Annotated in this window: 14 protein-coding genes; 5 read left to right on the top strand and 9 right to left on the bottom strand. The window is 67.8% G+C overall.

Going from position 1 to position 16,102, the window contains the following annotated elements:
- Positions 1-328 precede the first annotated feature (328 nt).
- From QZM15_RS10145 to QZM15_RS10130, 4 genes are all read right to left on the bottom strand, one after another.
- The gene (locus QZM15_RS10145) at positions 329-634 is read right to left on the bottom strand and encodes an H-NS family nucleoid-associated regulatory protein (protein WP_059581767.1); all 306 of its coding nucleotides are present in this window, start codon (positions 632-634) and stop codon (positions 329-331) included.
- 102 nt (positions 635-736) lie between these two features.
- A complete protein-coding gene (locus tag QZM15_RS10140; RefSeq protein ID WP_059608900.1) occupies positions 737-1,009 on the bottom strand; it encodes a hypothetical protein in 273 nt (90 codons plus the stop codon).
- A 61-nt stretch (positions 1,010-1,070) separates the two neighbouring features.
- Entirely contained in the window at positions 1,071-1,616 is a 546-nt protein-coding gene (locus QZM15_RS10135) for a BON domain-containing protein (RefSeq protein WP_302106304.1), read from the bottom strand.
- A gap of 53 nt (positions 1,617-1,669) precedes the next feature.
- Complete coding sequence (locus QZM15_RS10130) at positions 1,670-3,157, bottom strand: sigma-54-dependent Fis family transcriptional regulator (RefSeq protein ID WP_060317857.1); 1,488 nt, start codon at positions 3,155-3,157, stop codon at positions 1,670-1,672.
- Positions 3,158-3,484: 327 nt separating this feature from the next.
- On the opposite strand from QZM15_RS10130, the gene QZM15_RS10125 reads away from it, so the two are divergent.
- Both QZM15_RS10125 and QZM15_RS10120 read left to right on the top strand, forming a co-directional pair.
- Positions 3,485-4,888, top strand: coding sequence for a GntP family permease (locus tag QZM15_RS10125; RefSeq protein WP_059581760.1), 1,404 nt, complete (start codon positions 3,485-3,487; stop codon positions 4,886-4,888).
- A gap of 344 nt (positions 4,889-5,232) precedes the next feature.
- Entirely contained in the window at positions 5,233-5,484 is a 252-nt protein-coding gene (locus QZM15_RS10120) for a DUF4148 domain-containing protein (protein ID WP_059582185.1), read from the top strand.
- 39 nt (positions 5,485-5,523) lie between these two features.
- Here the strand turns inward: QZM15_RS10120 and QZM15_RS10115 are convergent, their stop codons facing one another.
- Both QZM15_RS10115 and QZM15_RS10110 read right to left on the bottom strand, forming a co-directional pair.
- Positions 5,524-7,122, bottom strand: coding sequence for a thioredoxin family protein (locus tag QZM15_RS10115; protein ID WP_302106303.1), 1,599 nt, complete (start codon positions 7,120-7,122; stop codon positions 5,524-5,526).
- A 267-nt stretch (positions 7,123-7,389) separates the two neighbouring features.
- Positions 7,390-7,890 (bottom strand): GNAT family N-acetyltransferase, encoded by a 501-nt coding sequence (locus QZM15_RS10110; protein WP_124658199.1) that lies wholly within the window; start codon positions 7,888-7,890, stop codon positions 7,390-7,392.
- 470 nt (positions 7,891-8,360) lie between these two features.
- Between QZM15_RS10110 and QZM15_RS10105 the strand changes: the two genes are divergently transcribed.
- The 3 genes from QZM15_RS10105 (at position 8,361) to QZM15_RS10095 (ending at position 12,400) form a co-directional block, all read left to right on the top strand.
- The gene (locus QZM15_RS10105) at positions 8,361-10,706 is read left to right on the top strand and encodes a phosphocholine-specific phospholipase C (RefSeq protein WP_302106302.1); all 2,346 of its coding nucleotides are present in this window, start codon (positions 8,361-8,363) and stop codon (positions 10,704-10,706) included.
- A 277-nt stretch (positions 10,707-10,983) separates the two neighbouring features.
- A complete protein-coding gene (locus QZM15_RS10100; protein WP_059581751.1) occupies positions 10,984-11,253 on the top strand; it encodes a hypothetical protein in 270 nt (89 codons plus the stop codon).
- Positions 11,254-11,407: 154 nt separating this feature from the next.
- Positions 11,408-12,400, top strand: a complete 993-nt coding sequence (locus QZM15_RS10095; RefSeq protein WP_099318050.1) for a DedA family protein/thiosulfate sulfurtransferase GlpE — start codon at positions 11,408-11,410, stop codon at positions 12,398-12,400.
- Between the two features lie 54 nt (positions 12,401-12,454).
- Here the strand turns inward: QZM15_RS10095 and QZM15_RS10090 are convergent, their stop codons facing one another.
- The 3 genes from QZM15_RS10090 to QZM15_RS10080 form a co-directional block, all read right to left on the bottom strand.
- Positions 12,455-13,927 (bottom strand): OprD family porin, encoded by a 1,473-nt coding sequence (locus tag QZM15_RS10090; RefSeq protein WP_124658197.1) that lies wholly within the window; start codon positions 13,925-13,927, stop codon positions 12,455-12,457.
- 163 nt (positions 13,928-14,090) lie between these two features.
- The gene (locus QZM15_RS10085) at positions 14,091-15,113 is read right to left on the bottom strand and encodes an ABC transporter ATP-binding protein (protein ID WP_059581742.1); all 1,023 of its coding nucleotides are present in this window, start codon (positions 15,111-15,113) and stop codon (positions 14,091-14,093) included.
- Positions 15,110-16,102 (bottom strand): ABC transporter ATP-binding protein, encoded by a 993-nt coding sequence (locus tag QZM15_RS10080; RefSeq protein ID WP_226288862.1) that lies wholly within the window; start codon positions 16,100-16,102, stop codon positions 15,110-15,112. Before QZM15_RS10080 ends, QZM15_RS10085 begins: the two co-directional genes overlap by 4 nt.

The raw sequence follows: 16,102 nt of genomic DNA, 5'->3' as shown, positions 1-16,102 counted from the left end.
AGGAGCCATGGTGAGTATCTTCGGGAATCGCACGACATACCGCGCCACCACGCGAACGGTGATGAAAATCCGCGTCATGCATGCACCGCGAAAATGGCCAATGCCAATGCGCGTGCGCTGCGCCATTACGCGGTTGTTTACGGAAATTCCCCGCGATATGCAGTCGGATCGCGGCAAATTCGCAAAACGGTATCCGTTAATTGCGCGGCGTTGCACTTCAATCCGTCGGCGAAAATCGCATGACGCGTGCGCAAAAACAAAACGGTGCGAAGGCCTCATGGCCATTCGCACCGTCGGTCGACACGCGAAAGGTGAGGATTTTCGGGAGTCAGTCCTTGATCAGGAAACGTCCGCGATTCTTGCCGAGCCATGCCGGCGCCCGCCCGCGGCCACTCCAGGTTTCGCCCGTCTTCGGGTTCAGGTACTTCGGCGGCAAGGTGCGCCTGGGCTTCGCGGCGGCAGCGGCGGCCGCCGCTCCTGCCGGGCGAAAACCGAGCTCTTCCGGCGTGATGTCGTATTCGTCGATTTTCGCGCGGATCGTCGCGATCGCGTCGGCGATCGCCTTTTCACGTTCCTTGTCGATCTTTTGCTGAAGCCGTTCGAGCTGCGCGGTCAATTGCCTGTAGGTCGCCATATGGATGGGACTCCGTGAGTGTTATTCGTGAAAAACAAGTGACTCAAGCAAACAGAAAAGCGCTTCGCCCGATCGTGGTCTCCTCAGCCGGTCATTTCGGGATCAATAACCGCTTTTCTTCTTGCATGCGAAGAGAAGATTTCGCACGGCGTCATCCGTCGATTGCTGGATCACGTCGAAATCTCCGTTGCACATGGCCCGGGCATTGTCCGTGCAATTGCTCCAGTCGCTGCCGGTGCATTGCACCTGCGTGGTCGGACGCCCGTCCGAAGTGAACAGCGGAGCACCGCCACCGCACCCGCCGAGCCCGGCAACCAGAACCAGCATCACGGCCGCCCGAGGCCACCGACAGACCGACGCAAGCATGTGTTTCATTGTTGTTCCCGTCAACCTTTTTTTGAATGTCGCGAGTATGCCATGGGCAGCCGTTCGGCCGTCAGTCCGGCGTGCGGTCGGGTTGCCTGCGCGCCTTGTACGGCAAGCGCTTGCGCGGATCGTCGGTGATGCGAATGAAAACCTGCTCGACGTCCGGAAGCGCCTCGAATTCGCGCTGCAGCGCCTGGCGATCGAATGCCGTATCCGCGCATCCTTCGACGTAGATGAAACGTCGCTGCACGGTGATCCACAGGCTCGTGCCGCGCAGACGATCGGAGCCGGCAAAGTGCGCCTTCGCCGCATCGGCGATCGACGCGTCATACATGTACGAGTTCGGCTTCGTGCAGCGATGGGCGAGCCAGCAGGTCGTACCGCGTTCGGCGCGGTAGTGCGCATCGTCCGTCATCTCCGCGCGCGTCATCCACGGGCCGAGCGGCAACGGGCATTCGGCCACGTCCCGCGACAGCGCGACGAACGGATCGTTGTACCAGTTGCGCCGCGCGTCGGGCGCGTCGGGCGCGTCGGGCGTGTCGGTGTTGCCGGCCTGCGCGAGTGCGGCGCCCGCCAGCAACATGGTCAGCCACCCCGCGATGCCGATCTGCTTCATCGTGACTCCTGTTCGATGCGTTACATCGGGCCGCATCGGCGTCGCCGATCGGCTTACCGGGCGATACCGAGCGCCGCCAGTTTCTTGTACAGCGTCGCGCGGCCGATGCCGATGCGCGCGGCCGCTTCAACGACCTTCCCGTCACAAGCCGCCAGCGCATCGGTCAGGAACTGGCGCTCCCACGCCGCCAGTGCATCGGCATACGAAGCGGCCGGCGCACCGGATGTCGTCAACGCGTCGCCCGCGCGCTGCTCGGCCGGCACCGCGGCAATCCGCTGCGCCGGCGCCGCAGCGTCCGGCGAGATGCGCACCGGCCCGAGAAACGGCGCGAGCGCGCGCGCATCGATCACCGAACGGTCCGACAGCATCAGCGCGCGTTCGAGCGTATTGCGCAACTCGCGCACGTTGCCCGGCCACGGATACGCGCACAGCATCCGCAATGCATCGTCGGTCAGCTCGCAGTGCGCGGCGCGCCCGTGCTGGGCCGCCAGTTCCTCGAGCGTCGCATAGACGAGCGCCGCGATGTCGGATGCGCGTTCGCGCAGCGGCGGCGCATGGATCGTCAGCACGTTCAGCCGGTAATAGAGATCCGCGCGAAAACGCCCGGCTGCCACGAGCGCCGGCAGGTCGGCCGACGTGGCGGCGATGATGCGCACGTCCGCCCGCACGATCCGGTTCGAGCCGACCGGCTCGAACTCCTTGTCCTGCAGCACGCGCAGCAGCTTGCCCTGCAACGGCAGCGGCATGTCGCCGATCTCGTCGAGAAAGAGCGTGCCGCGATCGGCCAGCTCGAACTTGCCGACGCGCCCCTTGCGATCGGCGCCGGTGTACGCGCCGGGCGCCGCACCGAAGAATTCGGTTTCGAGCAGCGTGTCGGGAATCGCCGCGACGTTGACGGTCACGAGCGGCTGGAGCGCACGCGCCGACGCCGCGTGAATCGCGTGGGCGAGCAGTTCCTTGCCGGTGCCCGTCTCGCCGAGCAGCAGCACCGGCGAATCGACTTGCGCCGCGCGACGCGCCTGGCGCTTGGTCTCGAGGCTCGCGGCGCTCGTGCCGACGAAGCTCGCGAACGTGTATTTCGCGCGGCGCGCCTGCGCGAGCGAGCGCTGCGTCGCGATCAATTGCTGCTGAAGCTGCGCGTAGCGGGAAAAAATTGGCGTGAGCGTCTTCAACTGGTCGAACAGCGCGAAGCCGATCGCGCCCACCGTCTCGCCGGCCTCGTTCTTCAACGGCAGGCGCGTGACGACGAGCGGCTCGCGGCCCGTCTCCATGATGTCGAGCAGGATCGGCTGCCCGGTCGACACGACCTCGCGCATCAGGCTGTTCGGAATCACGGCCTCGCAGTCGAGGCCGACGGCCTGCTGCGGATCGGCGAAACCGAAGCGTGCGGCGTAACGCTCGTTCATCCACACGACGCGCGCCTCGCGATCGACGACCACCGTGCCCGCACTCGAATCCTCGAAAGTCCGGAACAGCGACTCGGCGGCGCGCCGCAGCACGTCGCCGTAGTTGACGGGCAGGCGGGCCCAGTCGTTCATCATCGTGTCGTCGTCTCCATGTATCGTCGGCCAGATTGTCTCTGGAACGAGACGGATTATCTCACTCTGGAGACACCCCGCAATGCGTTGTCCGGGAAAGCCCTGCATGATTTCGAGGGTCGGCCGGATGGCCGAAACGTCTCCCGATGGAGACGTTTTATGTAGAATCGTCAGACTTACGCCGGCGCGGGCCCGCCGGCCGTCGGCGGGCCCATGTCCGGCGGCGCAATGCGCCCGATGGCACGAAACCTGCACCAACCCGAGTTGGTCCGCGGTGCACCGCGCGATCGAACAACAACCAAAGCCATTCCAAGCTTTTAGGAGACTCCCTTGTCTTTCGTGATCGTCCTCGCCGCGCTGGCGTTCCTGATGTTCGCCGCGTATCGCGGCTACAGCGTGATCCTGTTCGCGCCGATCGCCGCGCTCGGCGCGGTGCTCCTGACCGAACCCGCCGCCGTCGCACCCGTTTTCTCGGGCATCTTCATGGAGAAGATGGTCGGCTTCGTCAAACTGTATTTCCCGGTCTTCATGCTCGGCGCCGTGTTCGGCAAGGTGATCGAGCTGTCCGGGTTCTCCGAGTCGATCGTGCACGCGGCGATCCGCTACATCGGCCGCTCGCGCGCGAATGCGGTGATCGTCGCGGTGTGCGCGCTGCTCACCTATGGCGGCGTCTCGCTGTTCGTCGTGGTGTTCGCGGTCTATCCGTTCGCGGCCGAACTCTATCGCCAGAGCAACATCCCGAAACGGCTGATGCCCGGCGCGATCGCCCTCGGCGCGTTCTCGTTCACGATGGATTCGCTGCCCGGCACGCCGCAGATCCAGAACATCATCCCGACCACGTTCTTCAAGACGACCGCCTGGGCCGCGCCCGCGCTCGGCACGATCGGCTCGCTGTTCATCATCGTCGTCGGCCTCGCGTATCTCGAATGGCGGCGCCGTTCGGCAATGGCGAAGGGCGAAGGCTACGGCACGTCGCTCGTCAACGAACCGGAACGCGTCGAGGCGAAGGCGCTGCCGCACCCCGCGCTGGCGATCCTGCCGCTGATCCTCGTCGGCGTGTCGAACTTCGCGTTCACGAAGCTGATCCCGCAGTGGTACGGCGCCGCGTCGTACACGGTCGCGCCGGAAGTGCTGCCGGGCGTGCACGCGCCGGTCACGACGTCGATCAAGACCGTCGTCGCGATCTGGTCGGTCGAGGCCGCGCTGCTGCTGGGTATCGTGCTGGTGGTGCTGACGGCATTCAAGCGCGTCAGCGACCGCTTCGCGGCCGGCTCGAAGGCCGCCGTCGCCGGCGCGCTGCTCGCCGCGATGAACACCGCGTCGGAATACGGCTTCGGCGGCGTGATCGCCGCGCTGCCGGGCTTCCTCGTCGTCAGCGATGCGCTGAAGAGCATCCCGAACCCGCTCGTCAACGCAGCCGTGTCGGTCAGCTCGCTCGCCGGCATCACGGGCTCGGCGTCGGGCGGCATGAGCATCGCGCTCGCCGCGATGTCGGACTTGTTCATCAAGGGCGCGCAGGCCGCCAACATCCCGATGGACGTGCTGCACCGGGTCGTCGCGATGGCGAGCGGCGGCATGGACACGCTGCCGCACAACGGCGCGGTCATCACGCTGCTCGCGGTCACGGGCCTCACGCACCGCGAGTCGTATCGCGACATCTTCGCGGTCACCGTCATCAAGACGCTCGCCGTGTTCTTCGTGATCGCCGTGTACTACGCGACGGGGCTCGTGTAAGCGTTGGCATCAGGGCGGCGCTTCGTGCCCCGCCTTCCCGTCTTTCAAGATCGGACCGCATGCGCGCCGGAATCAATTCCGGAATGCGCATCCGGTCCGACTTCATTTCCCTGCCCGCCGAATCAGGTCAAATTCACGCCGCCGCGCCTGCACACGCGTGGCGGCTACCCGGGGCCATTGCACGACCTCGCCCCTTACGCGCCCATTGTTACCCGCAGCAAAACACTGCGTTGGGCGCGATCGCATTTTTCCCGGGCCCGCCGCGGCCTACACTGGTTCCAACGTCGCGCGGCGCTTCGACGAACGAAGCGCCGCGAATTACCGGAATCGCGGAGGTCCCGATCATGAAGCGCCTGTTCCAAGCCGTTGCCATCGCCCTGGCCGTCTCGGCCCCGTTCGCCGCACAGGCCCAGTCGAACCAGCCGCTCACGCGCGCGCAGGTCCACGCCGAAGTCAAGGCGCTCAAGCAGGCCGGCTTCCAGTCGAGCGACTGGTTCTATCCGGCCAGCATCGTATCGGCCGAAGCAAAAATTGCCCGCGAGCACGACGCCGGATACGGCAGCGACCGCGGCGCATCGTCGGAGTCGGGCCGGTAATCGTTCGCCCCGCCCGCTCGACGATCCGTCGACGCGCCGTTACGCCTTCACGGGCTGGATCAGCTTCGCGCACGCCGCTGCCTGCGGATCGCCCGCCGGCAACTTCCCGCACACGCCGTCGAACTGCTTGACGACCGATCTGACCGACGCATCGTGCGCGCCGCTGCCGCGCCAACGGTTCAACTGCGTGACGACCTTGGTCAGCGCGCGCAGGTTCGCGCCGTAGAACGCGTCCCGGGTCTTGTCGGCCTGCGCGAGCACGCTGGCCGCAATCCCTTCGATGCGCGCCGAATCGTTCGGCGCCAGTTCCACCGCATTCGCAAAGTAAGTCGCGCCCCAGCGCAGCTTCGTCGCCGGCCCGCTCGCCGCGTCGTACGCCTTGCGATACCAGTCGAGCGCGGCCGCCTTGTCGCCGCGCGCCTTCGCGTTCGCGGCCAGCCCCGACATGAAGTAGTACGGCGTGGACGAACGCGGCAGCTCGGCCTTCAGCAACGCATCCGATTCGTCGTACAGGCCGGCGTCGGTCAGCGTGTCCGCGCCTTCGCTGACGAGCGCCTGCCGCTCGTACGCGTTCGCCGCGCCCTGCACCGACGCGGCGATCTGCTTGCGTGCGGTGTCGGCCAGCGCCGCCGGTGCGGCGGGCGCCGTGCCGCTGCGCGCGCCACCGCGCGCGAGCAGCACGCGGCCGTGCAGCGCCATCAGCCGGTCGATCGACGATAGCGTGGTGTCGGTCGACAGGCGCGCCAGCGCCGCGTCGTATGCGCCGCGCAACTTGGTGCGCTGCGCGTCGTCGCCGCCGAGATACGCGACCACGCGCGCGGGCGCCGCGACCAGCACGTCCGAATCGGCGCGCGACAGCGCGGCATCGTGCAGCACCGTGCGCAGCGAATCGGCCAGCGCAGCCTTGTCGAGCGCACCGGCCTGCGTCGGGTCGTCCGACGCGGCGACCACCGCCGACTTCAATGCGAAGCGCGCCGATTCGGCTTTCGCGCCGGCCGCCCGTGCGCGTTGCGCGAGCGACTGCAGCGTCTCGGCGACACGATCGGCCGGCACCGGCAGCGCACCGTCGGTATCCCACGAATAGTCGGCCAGCAGGCGCCATTCGTCCGGCGTCAGCGACGCGCCGTTCTTCAGCGCCGTGGCCAACGTCTGCCGCACCGGATGCGCGGCCGTCATCCCGAGCGACAGCGCCTGCATGTAGCGGTCGAGATCGGCTTCGCCCGGCAGCCGCGTCACTTCGGTGCCGTCGGGACGGAACAGGATCATCGTCGGATAGCCGTGCACCTTGAAACGCTCGCCGAGCTTCTGCGCGCTTTCGGTATCGCCGTCGAGATACACGGGCACGAAGAACGACGAGCGCGTCTTGAATGCCTGCTGGCTGAAGATCGTCGACTTCACCTGGTTGCACGACGGGCACCATACCGCGCCCCAGTACAGCAGCAGCGGCTTGCCCTCGCGCTTCGCGAGCGCGAATGCGGCATCGACGTCGCCGTGTTGCCACGCGATGCCGGGCGGCAGATGCGCACCGTCGGGCGATGCGCTCGCCGCCGGCGCGGCCGCGGGCGTGGCAGCGGCAAGCGCCGCACCGGCGGCGGCGAACAGGCAGGCGGCGGTGAGATTGCGGAGAACGGTTTTCATCGAAGCGGATTCCGTTGAAAAAGACGGTTTCAGGGCGATGCCGCGCAGGCAACGAGGGCCGTGAAGCGATGACGATGAAGTCGGCCGACATGCCGCGCCGCGCAGGCATCGATACGGAGAAGCGAAGCCGGCCGAATCGGCCGGCAAATCTTTCGACGATACGACGGATACAGCCGAAGGAAAACGAACGAATTCTCGATTGAATATGACGCGCGGCAGCGCGGCTGCACGGCCGCGCGTGCCGTCACGTCCGCGACGGCCGGCCCTTCATTGCCGCGCCCTGATCCGGGCCATGTGATACACGGACGCATGCACGCCGTCGCGCAATGCGTAATCCGGCGATTCGCCCTCGATGCGGAAACCGTGTTTCTCGTAGAGCGCGATCGCCGCGCGGTTGTCGGTGAACACGGTCAGCTCGACGCGCGTGATGTTCAGCCAGTTCTCCGCGAGATCGATCGCGGCCGCGAGCAGCCGGCCGCCGATGCCATGCCCGTGACGGGCCGCGTCGACCATCATGCCGAGCGCCGCCGCGTGCCGCCTGCGGGGATTCGGCTCGGGACGCAGGCCGAGATGGCCGACCACCGTGCCGTCGATTTCGGCGACGAGGCGCACGCCGTGCGCGCGTATGTCGTCGAGCCGCTTCTGCCATTTTTCGAGCGACGGAAACGGCTGCAGCAACGTATTCATGTACACCGCGGGGTGCGCGGCGATCTGCCGGATCGCGTCGACGTCGTGCGTCTCGCTGTGCCGGATCCTGATATCGGTCATGGGTGGGCCGGGTCCGAAAAGTCGCGCCGATGGCGCGGACCGCGCACGCGCGCGGCAATGCATCGAGCTTAGCCGATTTCACGCATTTGAAACACGGGGTCACGCCGTGTCCGTCAGGTTGCATCCGCAACGAAACGCCTTCGCGCCGCGCGCGCGGAATCCGGAAAATTCTGACCGGCCGCCCCTCGGCGATCGGTAATTTATTACCGTTTTCAAGCTCGCAAAGCGCTCGAACGAATCGTTGTGCATGCAACGTCGCTTTCGCGACATGCGATGTCATTTCTTCATCACGTCGACGTCATGCGGCCTCCCTAGACTGAGCGCCGCGCCGGCCGCGATGCGCGCACCGCCGCGACACGCGGCCGACGCCCCGAACGCGCATGCATCGCGGACCGTCCCGTGGCGGGACGACACCCGGGCACCGCCAGACGAACTCACGAACGCTCCCACCTTCACAGGATCCGAACGCCATGACGTCACGCCGCAAATTCCTTCAGCAGACCGCCGGTTCCGGCCTCGCCGCCGCCGCGCTGTCCGCGTTTCCGCCGAGCATTCGCCGCGCGCTCGCCATTCCCGCCTTCCACGAAACGGGAACCATCCAGGACGTGAAGCACGTCGTGCTGCTGATGATGGAGAACCGCGCGTTCGACAGCTACTTCGGCACGTTCAAGGGCGTGCGCGGCTATGGCGACCGCTTCGCGGTGCCGTCGCCGAACGGTCGCGACGTGTTCTACCAGTCGTACACGAAGGTGACGCCCGCCGCGACCGTGACGCCGTATCACCTCGACGCGCGCCAGGGCAACGCGCAGCGCGCGGGCGGCACGCCGCACACGTGGGCCGATTCGCAGGCCGCGTGGGATCACGGCCGGATGAACCACTGGCCCGACGCGAAGACGCCGCTGTCGATGGGCTATTACGACGCGGCCGAAGTGCCGTTCCAGCGCGCGCTCGCCGATGCGTTCACGCTGTGCGACCACTACCACTGCGGAATGCACACGGGCACGATCGCGAACCGCCTGTTCTACTGGAGCGGCACCAACGGCCCGAACGGCATCAGCCCGGCCGACGGCAGCCGCGTGAAGATCGCCGCGCTGAACAACCAGTTCAACGGCGGCAACGACATCGGCCCGTCGAGCCAGGGCTGGACCTGGACGACGTACGCCGACCGGCTGCAACAGGCCGGCGTGAGCTGGAAGGTCTACCAGAGCCTGATCGACAACTTCGGCTGCAACGAGATGATGAGCTTCCGCCACTGGCGCGCGGCGATCGAGCAGATGCCGGCCGCGCGCCGGCCCACGTACGTCGCGTCGACCGACATCACGCAGCCGGTGACGGCGGCCGGCGCGTTCTACGATCCGGCGATCGACGATCCGCTGAGCCCGCTCGCGAAGGGGTTCGGCAACACGATGCCATACGGCTTTCTCGAAACGTTGCGGGACGACATCCGCGACGGCAAGCTGCCGGAAGTGTCGTGGATCATCCCGCCGTCCGCGTACAGCGAGCACCCGGGGCCGTCGAGCCCCGCGCAGGGCGGCTGGTACGTGCAGGCCGTGCTCGATGCGCTGACGGCGAACCCGGAGGTCTGGAGCAAGACCGTGCTGCTGGTCAACTACGACGAGAACGACGGCTTCTTCGACCACATGCCGTCGCCGGCCGTGCCGTCGCGCAATACCGACGGCACGCTCGCGGGCGGCCATACGCTGTCGGCCGCCGACGTCGCGGTCGAGTACCACGACTTCACGCCGGCCACGTCGAGCCAGCCGGCCAGCGACGGCCGTCCGTACGGCCCGGGCCCGCGCGTGCCGATGTGGATCGTGTCGCCGTGGAGCCGCGGCGGCTGGGTCAACTCGCAGGTGTTCGACCATACGTCGACGCTGCGCTTCCTCGAGAAGCGCTTCGGCGTCGCGGAGCCGCAGATCAGCGCGTACCGCCGCGCGGTGTGCGGCGACCTGACGAGCGCGTTCAACTTCCGCACGCCGAACGACGAGCCGCTGCCGACGCTCGCGGGCCGCACGACGAAAAGCCAGGCCGACGCGCTGAGCACCGCGCAGCAAACCGCGCCGAAGATCGTGCCGCCCGCCACGCCCGCGCTACCCGCGCAGGCGACCGGCGTGCGCCCGTCGCGCGCGTTGCCGTACGAGCTGCACGCGAGCGCGCGCGCCGATGCCGCCGCCGGCACGGTCACGCTGAAGTTCGCGAACACCGGCCGCGCGGCCGCCGTGTTTCACGTCTACGACAAGCTGCACCTCGACCGGCTGCCGCGGCGCTACGTCGTCGAGCCGGGCAAGACGCTGCATGGCGACTGGGCCGCGCGCGCGGACGACGGCGGTAAATATGACCTGTGGGTGCTCGGCCCGAACGGCTATCACCGCCGCTTCACCGGCGATCTGAGCCGCCTGGCCGGGGCGCGCGCGCCGCACCCGGAAGTGCGCGTCGGCTATGCGGGCGCGAGCGGCAATCTCCACCTGCGGCTGCGCAACGACGGCGGCGGCACGGTGCGCTTCACGGTGAAGTCGAACCAGGTCTACGGGCCGCTGTCCGGCCGCGGCGCAAGCGCCGACCATGGTCATGGCCACGGCGACGAAAACGGTCACGGTCAGGGCAACGGCCATGGCACCGGCACCACGTGGACCGTCACGGTGCGCGCCGGCGATCAGTCCGAGCTGCACTGGAAGCTCGATTCGACCGGCTACTGGTACGACTTCATCGTCACCGCCGACAGCGACGCGAGCTTCTCGCGCCGCGTGGCCGGGCGCGTCGAAACCGGCCGCCACTCGGTCAGCGACCCGGCAATGGGGCTCGCCGACCGCTTCTGACGCCACCGCGGCGACGCGCGGCGCGGCGCGCGCCGCCCGCGCCGGGGCGGCCGCGAACGCCGTTCGAGTACCGGTTCCGGCCGGGGCCGATCCGGCGCAGACGCCCGCCCGGCGCGGCTCAAACATCAGAAGGATCGGTGGTGTAGCCCTCATTTCCGGCCCACGAAAATGCCCCGTGTCGCGGCCCGTTCGCGTTAAACTGCGTCAAGCCGTATTCAACAAAGACATCCTTGCCGCTCCGGCATCCACGACACGATACGATACGAGGATAGGTTCGATGCGCACTACCGGCTCATCCGGGGCAATGACCCTGCTCACCGAACACGACGCGGCCGACGGCCGCGAACTGCGCTCGCTCCGGCTCGAAGCGACCGGCGACGGCAAGAGCGTGCTGCTGATCGAGGTCGACGAACGCAAGCCCGGCATCCACCGCGAGGTTCGCTACGAGATCACCCCGGCCGAACTGATCGCGGCGATCCGCTCGCACGGCGCCGAGCTGCCCGGCGAAAACCACGGCGCCGCGTCGCTCGCCCGTACGCCCTCCTGATTCCGGACGGTGAGCCGCGTGCAACGCGCCGGCTCACCCACATTCCCCTGCCGCCGTGAGGCGCTTTGCATCATTCCCGCCGCTGCGTTGAAAAAGGCCGATAATCGGCCCATCCGCCTTTCCTGCCCACGCGTTTCCTTTTCGGCCAGCCGTCATGCTCCGTGACCTCGTCGCCCAGTACGGGCCGCTTCTCGTGTTCGCCAACGTGCTCGCGGCGGCCATCGGCCTGCCGGTGCCCGCGATGCCGACGCTCGTGCTGTTCGGCGCGATGTCCGCGATGCATCCGGCCATGATCGGCTCGCAACTCGTGACGGTCGTGGCGCTGTCGGTGCTCGGCGCGCTGGTCGGCGACACGGTCTGGTACGTCGCCGGGCGGCGTTACGGCGGCACGACGCTGAAGACGATCTGCCGGCTGTCGCTGTCGCGCGATACCTGCGTGAAAAAGACCGAGCGCTTCTTCGGCCGCTACGGCGTGCGCGTGCTCGCGGTCGCGCGCTTCATTCCGGGGTTGTCGCTCGTGTCGGTGCCGATGGCCGGCGCGCTCGGCACGCGCTACCGCACGTTCGCCGGCTACGACGCGCTCGGCGCCGCGCTGTGGACGATCGTCGGGCTGGGCGCCGGCCTCCTGTTCTACCGGCAGATCGACTGGCTGTTCGCCGGCGCGAGCCAGCTCGGCCGCGCGGTGCTGCTGGTCATCGTCGCGCTGCTCGCGGTCTATGCGGCCGTGCGCTGGATGCGCCGCCGTGCGCTGATCCGCCAGCTCGCGAACGCGCGGATCGGCGTCGACGAGCTCGACATGCTGCTGCGCGACGCCGCCGCGCCGGTCGTGCTCGACGTCCGCTCGCCCGAGCACCGCAAGCTCGACCCGTTCACGATTCCCGGTGCGCAGTTCGCCGACGAGCGCCAGATCGGCGACATCGTCGCGCGCTATCCGCTCACGCAAAAATTCGTCGTGTATTGTTCGTGCCCGAACGAAGTGACGGCCGCGCTGATGGCCAAGCGCCTGCTCGATGCAGGCTTCACCGATGCGCTCGCATTGCGCGGCGGCCTCGACGCGTGGCGCGATACGGGCCGCCAGCTAACGTCGCTCGTGGAAGAGGTGCCCGCCGCGAACGATTCCGTAGCGGGATGGCACAAGCCGGCCTGATCGCATCGATCGCCGGCCGGCCGTGCGAGACAGGGGGCCTTGCGCCCCCTTCGGTCAGAACGCGTGCAGCGGCAGGTTCACGACCAGACGGTACTCGGTGTTCGTCGCGTCCGAGTAGTGGGCCGAACCGTTGTGCCACATCGCGATGAACGTGACCTTCGTGTTCTTCAGCTTGCCGCTCTGGAACGTGTACGACGGGATGAAGCCGAACTCGTGGTGACGGCCCTGCACCGGCGCGCCGTTGCTCCAGTAGATGCTCGACTTGCTCGGGTCGTTCGCCGCGCCCGCGCTGCCGTCCGCGCCCCAGCCGGTCACGCCCCACACCATCGCCTTGAAGCCGGGCAGGCCCGCTTCCTTGCCGTAGAACGTGTAACGCAGCTGCAGCGATTTTTCGTGCGGCGCGTTGTAGTCGACGTCCATCGAGTTGGTCAGGAAGATGCCGTTCGTTTCGTTCAGGTAGTCGAAGAACTGGTCGCCGAGCACGTGCTGGAAGCCGACCAGCAGCTCGTGCGGGCCGTGCTGCGCGGCCAGCGACAGGCTGTACGCGTTGTTGTTGATCTTGCCCTGCAGCGCGTCGCCCGTGTCGTGCGTCGAGTAGACGTTGCCGAAGCCGGTCCACTTGATCGTCTGCGGGCTGCCGATGCTGTGCTTCACCGACGCGTAGTACTGGTGCCACACGTCGTCGGCCTGGTTCGCGTACAGCGCGACCTCGCCGTTCGGCGAGTAGTCCCACGTGCCGCCGACGTAGGTCAGGCGGTTCACGCGCGTGCCGCCGTATTGCGTCGTCAGGTTGGTGAGCGTCGTATGGCCGCGTGCGTCGGTCTTCGTGAAGCTGCCGGCCTCGAGCATCACGTTCTTGAATTCATTGCTGACGATCGTCGCACCGAGGAACGTCGGCGGCAGCGCGCGGTTGTCGTGCTGCTCCATGAACGGGTTGTCGACGGCCTGCAGACCGTACTTGACCACCGTGTTCGAGATGCGCGCCTTCACGTCGTAGATGCCCGGATACGCCCATGCAAGCTGGTTCGACCCGCCGCCGCCCTTCGCCACGTGCACCATGTTGCCCGCGCCGGCGCCGCCGTCGAGCTTCAGGCCCGCGTACAGCGATGCGTCGACGCCGAAGCCGATCAGGCCCGCCGTATAGCCGGACTCGAAGTTCGCCATCACGCCCTGGACCCACGCATGGCGATGCGGCCCGCCCTTGTTGTCGAGGATGTCCGAATAGTTGCGGAACAGGAAGTCGAGATGGCTGTCGGCGATGAAGCCGTTCGATTTCGACTGCGCCGACGGCTCGTCGGGCGGCGTGACGGCCTGGGTGGCCTCGGCATTGACAATGGCGTTCGGGGTCGTTGCCTGCGCAACGGGTGCGCCCGAGCCGGCGGCCGGCGCGGCCTGCGCGACCGTCAGCGGCGCGGGCGCCGCGTCGTCGGCGTGCGCGACGCCCGTCAGCGAGACGCCGGCGAGCGCCGGCAGCCCCCATGCAAGCAGCATCTTCGATGCCGTCCCGATCGTCTTCTGCTTTTTCATCGTAATAATTCTCGTCTTGTGTTGATATCGTCCACGCCGGTCGCGATCCGCTCCCAGCCCCCCGGCGAGCCCCGCTAAGGACGCGCCTGTACCCGCGGTGCGAAGATCGTTCGCGCCGCACCTACCCCTGTTGACCTGCCCTGGTTATGTTTGCTGTGTCACTTCAGCACGCCGCGCCCGCGCGGATGCATGCGACGCGCGCCGCCGACCCCTGCCGCACTTCCGGCAGCGGCACGTCCCGCGCGCATGCGTCGATCGCGACCGGACAGCGCGTGCGGAACGCGCAGCCGGACGGCGGGTTGAGCGGCGAGGGCATCTCGCCCGCCAGCAGCATCGGACGGCGAGCACGCTCGCGCGCCGGCTCCGGCGTCGGCGCCGCATCGAGCAGCGCCTTCGTGTACGGGTGCTGCGGCACGCCGTACACGTCATGCCGCGTGCCGAACTCCATCACGCGGCCGAGATACATCACGAGCACGCGCTGGCTGATGGCCTTCACCACCGCCAGGTCGTGCGCGACGAACAGATAGGACAACGACAGTTCGCGTTGGAGATCGCGCAGCAGGTTCACGATCTGCGCCTGGATCGACACGTCGAGCGCCGATACCGGTTCGTCGCAGATCACGAGCTTCGGCTCGCTGATCAGCGCGCGCGCAATGCCGACGCGCTGGCACTGCCCGCCGGAAAATTCATGCGGATAACGCAGCAGGTGATGCGCGTTCAGGCCGACGCGTTCGAGCATCGAGATCACGCGGCGGCGCACTTCGGTACGACCGAGGCCCGCGTGATGCGTGACGAGCGGCTCCGCGACGACCTGCTCGATCGTCATGCGCGGGTCGAGCGACGCGAGCGGATCCTGGAAGATCATCTGCACTTCGCGCCGCATCGCGGTGCCGCGCAGGTGATCGGGCGCGACGGCCTGGCCGCGCCATTTCACGGTGCCGGCCGTCATCGGCACGAGGCCGATCAGCGCGCGCGCGAGCGTCGACTTGCCGCAGCCCGATTCGCCGACGAGCCCGACCGTCTCGCCGCGCTTCACGTCGAACGACACGCCGTCGACCGCGCGCAGCGTGCCCTTCGGCGACCACGGATAGCCGCCGAGCGGCACGCGGAAATGCACTTTCAGATTGTCGACGGACAGCAGCGTGTCGTCCGTCGCGCCGGCTTGGCGGCGTTCATCGACGCTCATCGCAGACCTCCGATCAAATCGGCCACGGGCCGGTGGCACGCGCGCACCGCGCCCGCGGCGCCATAGGTTTCGAGCGCCGGGCGCGTGGCGCCGCAGCGTTCTTCCGCATACGTGCAGCGCTTCGCGAACGCGCAGCCGGCCGGCGCGGTGCCGGGCATCGGCGGGTTGCCGGGAATCGCGACGAGCGGCGCATCGTCCGCATCGGTCAGGCGCGGCAGCGCGTTGAGCAGGCCGATCGTGTACGGATGCGACGGCGCCGCGAAGATCGAGTCGGCCGGCGCGTATTCGACGGTGCGGCCCGCGTACATGACCATCACGTCGTCGGCGAGGCCGGCGACCACGCCCATGTCGTGCGTGATCAGCACGATCGCGGTGCCGCGCTCGCGGTTCAGCTCGCGCAGCAGGTCGATGATCTGCGCCTGCACGGTCACGTCGAGCGCGGTGGTCGGCTCGTCGGCGATCAGGATTTCCGGCTCGGACAAGAGCGCCATCGCGATCATCACGCGCTGCCGCATGCCGCCCGAGAACTCGTGCGGATACATGCGGATGCGGCGCGCGGCGTCGGGAATGCGCACCGATTCGAGCGCCTCGATCGCGCGCTTGATCGCTTCCTTGCGCGACAGCTTGCGATGCAGCTGCAGCGTCTCGGTCATCTGCCGCTCGATCGTCAGGAACGGATTGAGCGACGTCATCGGATCCTGGAAGATCATCGCGATGCGGTCGCCGCGCACCGCGTTCAGCGCGCGCGTATCCATGTCGAGCAGGTTGTCGCCGCGGTAGCGCGCGGCGCCCGTCGTCGTGCCGTTGCCGGCCAGCAGGCCGAGCAGCGCCATCACGGTCTGGCTCTTGCCCGAGCCCGATTCGCCGACGATGCCGAGCGTCTTGCCGGCTTCGAGCGAGAACGACACGCCGTTCACGGCGTCGATCGGCGGCGCATCCTTGCGCGTGAAGCGCACGCCGAGGTTTTCAACTTCCAATAGAGCGGCCAT

It is taken from the genome of Burkholderia sp. AU44665 (assembly GCF_030504405.1).
GTDB classification, from domain to species: domain Bacteria; phylum Pseudomonadota; class Gammaproteobacteria; order Burkholderiales; family Burkholderiaceae; genus Burkholderia; species Burkholderia semiarida.
The sequence above is the reverse complement of the archived record's forward strand: the minus strand, read 5'-3'. Positions and strand labels throughout refer to the sequence as shown.